This is a genomic window from Bradyrhizobium sp. 521_C7_N1_3 (assembly GCF_052075975.1).
Lineage (GTDB): Bacteria > Pseudomonadota > Alphaproteobacteria > Rhizobiales > Xanthobacteraceae > Bradyrhizobium > Bradyrhizobium japonicum.
Genome location: NZ_CP197232.1, coordinates 6661503 through 6670681, shown reverse-complemented (window position 1 = coordinate 6670681; position 9179 = coordinate 6661503). Strand labels below are relative to the sequence as shown.

Annotated in this window: 13 protein-coding genes and 1 pseudogene; 5 read left to right on the top strand and 9 right to left on the bottom strand. The window is 61.0% G+C overall.

The genetic code is table 11. The annotated features are described in order from the left end of the window. Positions 1 to 119: 119 nt before the first annotated feature. On the bottom strand, positions 120 to 953 hold the full coding sequence (locus AB7008_RS31440; RefSeq protein ID WP_441260050.1) for a hypothetical protein: 834 nt from the start codon (positions 951 to 953) through the stop codon (positions 120 to 122). 141 nt (positions 954 to 1094) lie between these two features. Here AB7008_RS31440 and AB7008_RS31435 point away from each other — a divergent pair, with 141 nt between their 5' ends. From AB7008_RS31435 to AB7008_RS31420, 4 genes are all read left to right on the top strand, one after another. After that, on the top strand, positions 1095 to 1553 hold the full coding sequence (locus tag AB7008_RS31435) for a low affinity iron permease family protein (protein WP_208087484.1): 459 nt from the start codon (positions 1095 to 1097) through the stop codon (positions 1551 to 1553). Continuing rightward, positions 1553 to 2074: a DUF1003 domain-containing protein gene (locus AB7008_RS31430; RefSeq protein WP_208087483.1), complete on the top strand. Its 522-nt coding sequence runs from the start codon at positions 1553 to 1555 to the stop codon at positions 2072 to 2074. The genes AB7008_RS31435 and AB7008_RS31430 overlap by 1 nt, the downstream gene beginning before the upstream one ends. Before the next feature lie 759 nt (positions 2075 to 2833). After that, positions 2834 to 3154 (top strand): PepSY domain-containing protein, encoded by a 321-nt coding sequence (locus AB7008_RS31425; RefSeq protein WP_208087482.1) that lies wholly within the window; start codon positions 2834 to 2836, stop codon positions 3152 to 3154. A gap of 37 nt (positions 3155 to 3191) precedes the next feature. Next, positions 3192 to 3812 (top strand): hypothetical protein, encoded by a 621-nt coding sequence (locus AB7008_RS31420; RefSeq protein WP_375791337.1) that lies wholly within the window; start codon positions 3192 to 3194, stop codon positions 3810 to 3812. Between the two features lie 451 nt (positions 3813 to 4263). Here AB7008_RS31420 and AB7008_RS31415 read toward each other — a convergent pair whose 3' ends face one another. From AB7008_RS31415 to AB7008_RS31395, 5 genes are all read right to left on the bottom strand, one after another. Continuing rightward, positions 4264 to 4443 carry a hypothetical protein gene (locus tag AB7008_RS31415; RefSeq protein ID WP_208087480.1) on the bottom strand — a complete coding sequence of 60 codons (180 nt, stop codon included), beginning with the start codon at positions 4441 to 4443 and terminating at the stop codon, positions 4264 to 4266. Then, positions 4440 to 4673, bottom strand: coding sequence for a hypothetical protein (locus AB7008_RS31410; RefSeq protein WP_309248049.1), 234 nt, complete (start codon positions 4671 to 4673; stop codon positions 4440 to 4442). Before AB7008_RS31410 ends, AB7008_RS31415 begins: the two co-directional genes overlap by 4 nt. A 14-nt stretch (positions 4674 to 4687) precedes the next feature. Next, positions 4688 to 5011, bottom strand: coding sequence for a hypothetical protein (locus tag AB7008_RS31405; protein ID WP_441260049.1), 324 nt, complete (start codon positions 5009 to 5011; stop codon positions 4688 to 4690). A 71-nt stretch (positions 5012 to 5082) separates the two neighbouring features. Then, on the bottom strand, positions 5083 to 5541 hold the full coding sequence (locus AB7008_RS31400; protein WP_212455061.1) for an Hsp20 family protein: 459 nt from the start codon (positions 5539 to 5541) through the stop codon (positions 5083 to 5085). Positions 5542 to 6563: 1022 nt separating this feature from the next. Continuing rightward, positions 6564 to 7076 (bottom strand): ATP-dependent DNA ligase, encoded by a 513-nt coding sequence (locus AB7008_RS31395; protein WP_441260048.1) that lies wholly within the window; start codon positions 7074 to 7076, stop codon positions 6564 to 6566. Positions 7077 to 7554: 478 nt separating this feature from the next. On the opposite strand from AB7008_RS31395, the gene AB7008_RS31390 reads away from it, so the two are divergent. Continuing rightward, positions 7555 to 8256: a response regulator transcription factor gene (locus AB7008_RS31390; protein WP_208087477.1), complete on the top strand. Its 702-nt coding sequence runs from the start codon at positions 7555 to 7557 to the stop codon at positions 8254 to 8256. A 13-nt stretch (positions 8257 to 8269) separates the two neighbouring features. Here AB7008_RS31390 and AB7008_RS31385 read toward each other — a convergent pair whose 3' ends face one another. The 3 genes and pseudogenes from AB7008_RS31385 to AB7008_RS31375 form a co-directional block, all read right to left on the bottom strand. Then, on the bottom strand, positions 8270 to 8479 hold the full coding sequence (locus AB7008_RS31385) for a hypothetical protein (RefSeq protein WP_208089621.1): 210 nt from the start codon (positions 8477 to 8479) through the stop codon (positions 8270 to 8272). A 283-nt stretch (positions 8480 to 8762) separates the two neighbouring features. After that, positions 8763 to 9077 (bottom strand): hypothetical protein, encoded by a 315-nt coding sequence (locus AB7008_RS31380; protein ID WP_376707392.1) that lies wholly within the window; start codon positions 9075 to 9077, stop codon positions 8763 to 8765. Continuing rightward, positions 8987 to 9175 (bottom strand): annotated as a pseudogene (locus tag AB7008_RS31375) (hypothetical protein); the annotation flags it as partial. The gene AB7008_RS31380 and the pseudogene AB7008_RS31375, both read right to left, overlap by 91 nt. Positions 9176 to 9179 lie beyond the last annotated feature (4 nt).

The following is a 9179-nucleotide window of genomic DNA, read 5'->3' as shown; positions in this document are numbered from 1 at the left end:
GCGCCTCGGTCGCGCGCCACTGACGCAATGGCCCATTACCGCAATAGAAGAATCAAGATGATCAGCGGGATCGGAATTCCAAGGAGCCAGAGTAAAATGGGCATGATGTTTCCTTTCGCTTATCGACGGCGTTTCCAGGTGCCGTCGCGAAGGCCGCCGCCTTCGGTGGCTGCAAGGCTGGCGCAAAAGGCGCCAAGAAGAAGCGAAGCCGTGATCCAGAATGCGAGCGAAGCGGTTGCTTTGCGTGCGGCATCGATGTCGGCCTTGATCTGCGTGACGACCTCATTGACCCGCTTTTCCGCGTCCTGCTGGCTCAGGCCCGTCCGCGCGGCCACGACCTTGACGGTGTAATCGCGGTCCGGGCCTTTGAGTTCGCCGCCGTTGCGAAAACTTCGCGTGAAAAGGCGGACTACCTCGCCGCGGGCTTCGGCGGGGTTAGCGTTTTGTGCAGCGGGATCGCTTCGCAGGATAGTATCGACATAACCGTCCATCGGACCGCTTGATTGAGCGGCGCTCGTAACGGCTCCCTGGCTTGCTCCGGCTGCGGTGCCGCCGATAAGGCTGGTCGCCGGGCTGGCGAGCACGGCGGCGCCGAGTACCGAAGCTAAAGCCCACGCGATAAACCCGTGCGCCGTATCTCGGAAGTACACTTCATCCGCGTGCACGCCCTCCCATGCCGTCCGCAGACGCCCGGCGAGATACCCGCCGATCGACGACGAGATCATGGCGATGACGATCAGATAAAGCCCGGTCGTAATTTTGAAAGTGGTGGCCGAAACGCCTGAGCCTGCCCACGGCGAGATTGCGCTAAGGCCAAGTCCGGTGCCGAAGGCGAGAAGCACGAGGGTCATCGCGCATGCGGCGATCGCCCCCGCGATGATGGAAGGCCAGGACACGCCCGTTCCCGGCGAGCCCGCGGGCCCCCTCGGTGCAACCACGACAGTATCGATCATCAATTCGCTCCGCAAATGACCGCGCCGCGCGCCGTCTGCCGCAATAATGAGCATGTAAGGGGTTGGTTCCCTGGCGATGGAACTTTCGGGCGCACTACCGATTTGTCCCGCCGGCTGACACGCTGACATGGGGCGCCATTCATGAAGGCCAAGGAAAAAGCTAAAGAACCGTCCGCGGTTTCGAAGTTTTTCGGCGACCTTGCCAACAAGACCTCGCTGGCGGCAGGCCGGGCTTCAACGTTCATTCTCGCGGCCGGCATCGTCATCGTATGGGCGGTAACCGGACCGCTGTTCGGTTTCTCCGATACGTGGCAGCTGGTGATCAACACAGGAACGACCATCGTCACGTTCCTGATGGTGTTTCTCATCCAGAATTCTCAAAACCGCGATAGCGCCGCGATCCAGGTCAAGCTCGACGAATTGATCCGGGTCGGCGCGGCTCGGAATTCACTGGTTGGTATCGAACACCTGACGGACGACGAGATCGAGGATCTGCGCGGCAAGTGCGAGGCGAGGGCGCGCGCTGAAAGATCGGCCGACAAGAGCGTCGACAAAACGCGGAAGTCGGCGCGACGGGCCGCAGAAGAGGTCGCAGACTGATGCGGGCGGGCACTCAGTCAGCGAGGCCCGCCGCCCAAAGCATCGACGCAATCCTTCGCCTTGAAAAGCAGGATGAAGAAACTCTGGCGGTTCATCACCGTCTGTTTCACTGGATCGGCTGGTTCGTCGGCACCATTCAGTTTATCGTTCTTCAATGCGCGTTCGTGATCGGCTGGATCATCCTCAGCCACTTTTTTCCGCATCACGCTTTCGACGAATATCCGTTCCCGCTGCTCGCGACGATCCTCGCGCTCGAAGCCGTTCTCCTCACCTCCTGCGTGCTGATCCGCCAAAGCCTGATCGACCGAACTCTGGAACGGCGCGATCACCTGGAGCTGCAGATCAATCTCCTTGCAGAGAGGGAGGCGACCCAGTCGTTGCGCATATTGCAGCGCATCGCGAAGAAATTGGATGTCGAGGACATCGAGGATGGTGGGCCGGATGAGCTTGCAAGCGAGACGTCGGTTGATCAGATAGCGCAAGACTTGAAAGACCGCCAGGACGAAGACGCGAAGCAGTAGACGGTTACGAAGCTCTGTCGGAGGCCACGCTTTCGACTCCCACCCTTCGATCGCGTATCGATGCGCCCTTCTCGGTTCTGGACCAGGTCTAAACCGCCTTACGTGATGTCAGCTCGATACCGCTCGTTTGTCTTGCGCCTTGGACTGTCGCCTTGGCCTCAGCGCTTCTCTGTCTTCCTTCTCAAACGCTGACGTGAAGCCGACATGGTCGAGTAGCCCCTTGTCATTATACAGGCCGAGAAGAAACGAGCCGACGCGCTCACTGTCCTGTGCATAGCGGAAACCTCCAACGACGCAGTCCAAGGTGCGGACGCGTTTTACCTTAAGAATCGCGCGTTCGCCGAAGCGGTAATCGAGATCGGTCTGCTTCGCGATAACGTCGTCGGACCCCGCAAACCGTTTATCGAGCCACCCCCTGTGCAGTCTTGACGTTCGCCGTTTGCTTAGTCAGGCTCAAATGCTGGTGCTTGAACCCGGCTGAGATATTGCCAAGGGCTTTGTGCCTTTGTCCAAACGGCTCGGCGCAAGACCTTGCGACAGTCTTGCCAGGACTGGACGGTGCATCAGACCGTCGATTGCGCAAGAGGCATCACAAACATAAACCTCCTTTCTGCCGCCGACGAGTAGAGCCTTAGCGCTGTCCATTGCGGCCGCCGGGATCGAGAGACCGGCGCTGGCGTGTTTCGTTCGACCCGAAACGGGAAAAATAGGAACATCGTCGCGGCAGGCGTGTTGTGACCGGCCACAATGGAGGATGATATGAACAAGAAAGTTCTTCTGCTGCTGACCGCGGCCTCGCTTCTGGCAGGTCCGTCGTTTGCCCAGAATCCGCCGGCCACGGATCGACCGAACAATAGCGCGGTCAATAGCTCGGGCCAGAACAATTCCGCCAAGCCGGTGTCGGGCGCCAACAGTTTTACCGAAGGGCAGGCCAAATCAAAGATTGAGGAAGCAGGCTACGCCAACGTCACTTCGTTGAAAAAGGACGACAATGGCGTGTGGCGCGGAAAGGCGAGCAAGGGCGGCGCCTCGACCGATGTCAGTTTGGACTTCCAAGGCAACGTGAACGCAGCCAAGTGACCGATCGCTCAGGAGCGATAAACGACAAGGATTCCATATGACCGTTACAATTTCACGTCTCTACGACAACTATTCTGACGCGCAACGCGCCGTGACAAGCCTGGAAGCGGCGGGCGTGCCGCACTCGGATTTGAGCATCGTCGCTAACAACTCCGACAACTGGTACAGCAAGGACAAGAAGGTCGATCGTGACCGCGACGGGGTCGACGATCGTGCCGAAGGTGCTGCAACGGGAGCGGGCGTCGGGGCGGGTCTCGGCGGTGCTGCCGGTCTGCTCGCAGGCCTCGGGCTGTTGGCGATCCCGGGCTTGGGTCCGGTCGTCGCGGCCGGTTGGCTCGCGTCGACCGCGCTGGGTGCCGCTGCCGGCGGTGCCACGGGTGGCGTGGTTGGGGCTTTGACGCAGGCTGGTGTATCCGATGAGGAAGCTCCGCTCTACGCCGAAGGCGTGCGAAGGGGCGGCACACTTGTTTCGGCACGCGTCCCCGATGCCGATCGCGCGCGATACGAAGCGCTCCTGAACCAATCCGCGGTCAATCTGCGCGACCGGAGCGTGGCTTGGCAGAAAGCTGGATGGAAGAGCTACGATCCTTCAGCCCAACCGTATAACGCCGAAGAGGTCCGGCGAGAGCGCCAACTCTACGGAGCCGGACTGCGGTGAGTTCTTGGGCGGTCCGCCGAGGCGGGCCGCCTTTTCTTCGAGCCTTACTATGTTATCACGCCGATGGAGTCGGAAGATGTCTGTCGGGCGTTATTGCTCCACGGCTGTCGGAAGCTCGCGAATAAGCGGTCGAGTATCTCCTGATGCGACAGGCCTGTCTGTGCTCCAGTTTCTGAAGGACGTCGGGACCGATAGCCTGCCGGAGTAGGGCCGCGTCCCCTTGCCCATCCTGCCTGAAGTGCTCGAGGGGCAGGCGAGGCGTGACCAAGGGCGGATCGAAGTCGGGTGCAACGCTTGCGGCGGCGGGGATCTCTGGCCACGCGGGAGTCCGAGCCCGGCCGCAGGGGACCTATCCGGCCTCCAATGGCCGCGCGCGACGGGGCGACACGATCCATCATCCTCTTAAGGATCGTTCCCGCCTGGCGCTGGGGGCGCCAAGCGGGTGGAGCTGTTAGTTCTGTATTGTGCCGGGCATCGATTGCAAGAGCTGTTGGACCAGGCGTTCCTCCTCGGCTATGCGTCGTTCATACGCGGCCCGCTCGCCGTTGTCCCTTGCCCGTTGCAGCAGCCAACGGTAGTGAGCGATTATTTTCGCGCTGCCGCGAACGAGCAGATCGACGCTCGTGCTCATGGCATCACCTCTGCAATCGGCAGCGGTCGACTAGGCCTTGGCTCATTGAAGGCGATCGGGAAGGTCGAAGCGGAAAGGCTTTGCAGAGCGGCGGCCTCCTCGGAAAGCCGCCTTTTGATAAATTGCCGTTCCAAAGGCAAAAGCTTGGTACGCAGGAGCCGGCGGTAGCGGCTGATGTTGTTGCGATGGGCACGAAGGCGTGCCAGGTTCTCGTCCATCATCATCATCATCGGGGCCTCCGAACCTACGCAGCGGCGGCCGTACGTTCGGTCGAACGGAGACGGTAAGGCTTTCCGCCGGGTGGCGTCCGGGGGCCACCGTCCAGGGCGCGCAACGCGTCCAAGATCTCGTCGATCGATACCGGTTTCTTGAGGCCGGCAGGTCCGCGCATCGACGGGCAAGAGGCGATCGCGGACGCGTCGGACGCCCATGATGCCAGGATTGCGCGTTTCTCGCTCAACGTCAGCGCCGGATGATCCAGCACGTCTCTCGGTGCTTCAAACACCGTGCCGGGATGAAGAAGAGCGTCGAAATCGAAAACGTTGTCGTCAGCGGTCGTCGGCCGCATGGTCCTCTCCTATTCATTGACGAATGGATGGGAGCCGCACGATTGGTCGCGCGGCTCCAATGGCGTCTGCGCTAGGCGGCGGCCTTAGCTTCCAGCTTCGGCACGTTGCCGGCCGAGGCATCGCCGATCGAAATCCGGCGAGGCTTCATGGCTTCCGGAATCTCGCGGACGAGTTCGATGGTCAGCAAGCCGTTGTCGAACGCGGCGCTTTTCACCTGGACATATTCGGCGAGGCTGAATTGGCGCTTGAAGTTGCGGTGCGAGATACCGCGATAGAGGAAATCACGCTCGGTCTTGTCGGATTTGCTGCCTTCGACCGTCACCACGTTCTGCTCGGCGGTGATGGCGATATCCTCGGGCGAGAAACCCGCCACCGCCAGCGAGATCTGATAGCGATCCTCCGCCAGCCGTTCGATGTTGTAGGGTGGATAGTTGTCCTCGCTGGCCCGCTGAGCAGTTTCTGCGAGGTCGAAAAGGCGGTCGAAACCAATGGTCGAGCGCCAGAGGGGGGCAAAATCGTAGGTGCGCATAGCCAAATCCTCCTAAGAGCAAGATGTCTACGAGCGGCACCGGACACAACCGGTGCCCGTCTCTTGGCCCGGGCCCATGAGGCACCCGGACGCCATCGTCCGATGGCGACAAAAAAATTAGCAAAGCCGGTTTTGGTTTCAAGAGGGGGCTGAAAAAATTTTGCCTCCGATCGCCGCCATTACAGGTCCTCGCGCAACCCTTTGAAGAACGGATGTCACCCTTTCCCTCTTTGGGATGCCAACTCAAAGGCCCGCTGGTTCACTGGCGGGCCTACCACCAATAAGCAACCCCTGCCGGTTTACGACAGGGGCTGCCGCGGATGGATGGCCTGAGGCTAGCGCCACACGGGCTTTCTAACCCAACGGTGCTGCGTTAATTTAGAACCATGCCTCGGAGCACAAACCGTAACCTGCCGCGATCTGCGGACCTATTGACCGCCAAGGACGAGCTTCTTGCTGGTCGACGGATCGTCATTGCTGCTTCGGCTGGACCGTGTCTTAGCGGTAAGAAAGGCATCGTTGTTGGTCAGGGAGCGACGGCCACTCAGGTCAAGGTGCTTTTAGACGGTGTCAAGGGCTACGTGATTCTCCATGCGCGATACGTTGATCTATTCGAGGATCGATCCGCTGCCGAGGGGGTCTAGAATGATCGAAATGAAGGCGCGGTACGTTGTTTGGTATGAGCGACCGGTAACCGGCCGGTTCACCGTACTGGATCTTTCACTGGATGTGCCTGCGATCGGAAAAGGCGGGAAGCCTCTGTCTGGCTTGTCGCACTCCACCGCTGAAGCAGAGGCCGAGAGACTGAACGCTGCCCGCAGCCGACCGAAGGGCCCAGAAAGGGGATGGACGGAAAGGGGCAATTGAACCGCTGGGCCCCGATTGGGCAGGAGGCGCGCGACCGAACGCTCAGAATTCTCGCGTCATTGCCGGATGGGTCCGGTTCTTCACCTTGATCCAGTCTTTCGAGCGGCCGGCGCCATAACGCCGGTCGCGGCGTTTCGAGACCAAGCCCTCGAGGCCTATGCGGCAGGCGGCGGCGAATAGATCCGGGCCGATTTCGGCAGCCTCGAACGGCGCGACGAATATGCCATCAGGCCGGCCGCGGAGCAGCCGCGCCAGATCGGTCTCAATGGCAGCTGGCGCAGGTCCTCGCCGCCAAGCGCGAGGATGTCGAACGCATAGAGCTGAACCTCGTGATCATGCTTGCGCAAGTGCAGGGCATTGAAGTCCGAGGCGCCATCGACGCCGAGCACCACAGCCTCGCCGTCGATGGCGAATTGCTGCTCGCGGTTCTTCGGCGCGGCCTCGACGATCCAGGGGTATCGCTTGGTCCAGTCGTGCCCGTTGCGGGTGAAGAGACGCACGGTCTTGCCCTGGCGCTCGACGTGCAGACGATAGCCGTCATATTTGATTTCGTGGCGTGGGCCGTCCCAAGGGCGGTCCGGGTGGTTCTCGCAAACCCGGCCGTGATCGTCACAGTTGACGCACGTTGTAGCGCTGCCACGGGCCAGCGGCTTTTCGTCGCTGGACATCAGGCGAGCCCGCGCAAAGGCAGCGCTAACTGCATGTCGAAGCGCCTTGTGGTGTTAGTGGCGATGAAGTCTTGCAATGCAGACGGGACCTCGGCGTGGTGTCGGCTGCGCGCTGGGCCAGCGCGTCGGCGACTTCGGAAGTCGCATCCCGCGAGCGCCCCTCGACGGGGTTGAAGGATACAATCCGGACCGGATAGGCGTACTGGCCCGAGCGTCGAAATCGGAGGTCGGTTGCATCAGCTTTCTAGGGTCAGGTGGTTGCAAGGGAGGTCTTTTTTCGGGTAAATGGGGGTCAGGTTAAGGGGCGAAACGGGGCGAATCTGCCGCGCTTTGTAGAACTTGGTCACACCTCAGCCCAGCTTGCATTGCTCGGCGACAAGGTTCGACCGCCGACTTCGGCACCCATGTGTGCGGCACATCAGTGGATTGCTCGCCGTTTAAAGCCACGACCCAAACGGAAAGCAGAAAGCAGAGGCTCATGCCCACAATCGCTTTGGTCGACGATGACAGCAACATTCTCACATCCGTCTCGATCGCGCTGGAGACGGAAGGCTACCGCATCATGACTTACACCGACGGCGCCTCCGCGCTCGACGGCTTCCGCACCACCCAGCCCGATCTTGCCATTCTCGACATCAAGATGCCGCGCATGGACGGCTTGGAAACGCTGCGCCGTCTCAGGCAGAAATCCGACCTGCCGGTGATCTTCCTGACCTCCAAGGACGAAGAGATCGACGAGCTGTTCGGCCTCAAGATGGGCGCCGACGACTTCATCCGCAAACCGTTCTCGCAGCGCCTGCTGGTCGAGCGCGTCAAGGCCGTGCTGCGCCGCTCGGCGCCGAAGGACCCGACCGTCGCGCCGAAGGAGAACAATGCCAAGGCGCTCGACCGCGGCCTGCTGCGCATGGACCCCGAACGGCACACCTGCACCTGGAAGAACGAGCCGGTGGCGCTGACCGTCACCGAATTCCTGATCCTCCAGGCGCTGGCGACCCGGCCCGGCGTGGTGAAGAGTCGCAACGCGCTGATGGACGCCGCCTATGACGACCAGGTCTATGTCGACGACCGCACCATCGACAGCCACATCAAGCGGCTGCGCAAGAAGTTCAAGGTGGTCGACAACGAGTTCGAGATGATCGAGACACTTTACGGCGTCGGCTACCGCTTCAAGGAAGCCTGAGGCTCACGCGCCTTCACGAAAGACTGAGAGCATGCCGGTTCTCGTTCCATCGGGACCGGGATGGCTCTAGCGATAGGAGATTTTGCAGGACGGTCTCGAGGCCGGTGTCCGCCTCATCCGTCTCGCGCCAGGCGCAACCGGCACGTGCGCCGAAGTCTTCAAGCACCAGATAGATGTCGCGATCGAGGCGGTCGGCCGGCACGATCGAGGGCGACGAACGCATACGCTATTCCGATCGACAAGGGCGGAGAGACGGCCCCGGCTGCAGCCGCCCAGATGAGAGTTCGGAACATTTGTTCACTTTGATACTTAGGAACATCGACATGTCACGCGGGTGGTTCGATGCTCCAAATGATTTTGATAATGGCAGGGCTCGGTACAGCTCTGATGGGCATCATAGTCATCGCCTTCGAGTGGCGCGCGTTGGTCGGGTACTGGCGCGTCAAGAAGCGCCCGCACACCCGATGGACGTGAAGTAAGACCCCTCGGTTGGCGGCCTCTTTCAGTTAGAGCGTGAAGTCATCCTGCGGCACGAGCAGCAAACCTCTCGTTGGCAGTGGTCGACCAGGCCGTGGCTCCTTGAGGACGATCGGGAAGGTCGAAGCGGAAAGGCTTTGCAGAGCAGCCTCCTCCTCGGAAAGTCGCCGTTCAATATACTGTCGCTCCAGAGTGGAGAGCTTAGTGCGCAGCAGCCGGCGATAGCGGCTGATGTTGTTGCGATGTGCGCGATCGGCGCGCGCAAAGAGGGGCACGAGGCGATGGCGGATGCATCTGACGCCCATGAGGCCAGAATGGCGCGTTTCTCCGCTTTTGTCAGGCAAGGATGCTTCACGACGTCTCGGGGTGTTTCAAACACAGTGCCGGGATGAAGCAGGGCGTTGAAGTCGAAAACGTTGTCATCGGCGGTCGTCGGCCGCATGGTC

Bases quoted from the DNA above. Each gene is read 5' to 3' on its own strand.
- AB7008_RS31440 (WP_441260050.1), bottom strand. From the start codon at position 953: ATGATCGATACTGTCGTGGTTGCACCGAGGGGGCCCGCGGGCTCGCCG.
- AB7008_RS31435 (WP_208087484.1), top strand. From the start codon at position 1,095: ATGAAGGCCAAGGAAAAAGCTAAAGAACCGTCCGCGGTTTCGAAGTTT.
- AB7008_RS31430 (WP_208087483.1), top strand. From the start codon at position 1,553: ATGCGGGCGGGCACTCAGTCAGCGAGGCCCGCCGCCCAAAGCATCGAC.
- AB7008_RS31425 (WP_208087482.1), top strand. From the start codon at position 2,834: ATGAACAAGAAAGTTCTTCTGCTGCTGACCGCGGCCTCGCTTCTGGCA.
- AB7008_RS31420 (WP_375791337.1), top strand. From the start codon at position 3,192: ATGACCGTTACAATTTCACGTCTCTACGACAACTATTCTGACGCGCAA.
- AB7008_RS31415 (WP_208087480.1), bottom strand. From the start codon at position 4,443: ATGAGCACGAGCGTCGATCTGCTCGTTCGCGGCAGCGCGAAAATAATC.
- AB7008_RS31410 (WP_309248049.1), bottom strand. From the start codon at position 4,673: ATGATGATGATGATGGACGAGAACCTGGCACGCCTTCGTGCCCATCGC.
- AB7008_RS31405 (WP_441260049.1), bottom strand. From the start codon at position 5,011: ATGCGGCCGACGACCGCTGACGACAACGTTTTCGATTTCGACGCTCTT.
- AB7008_RS31400 (WP_212455061.1), bottom strand. From the start codon at position 5,541: ATGCGCACCTACGATTTTGCCCCCCTCTGGCGCTCGACCATTGGTTTC.
- AB7008_RS31395 (WP_441260048.1), bottom strand. From the start codon at position 7,076: ATGTCCAGCGACGAAAAGCCGCTGGCCCGTGGCAGCGCTACAACGTGC.
- AB7008_RS31390 (WP_208087477.1), top strand. From the start codon at position 7,555: ATGCCCACAATCGCTTTGGTCGACGATGACAGCAACATTCTCACATCC.
- AB7008_RS31385 (WP_208089621.1), bottom strand. From the start codon at position 8,479: ATGCGTTCGTCGCCCTCGATCGTGCCGGCCGACCGCCTCGATCGCGAC.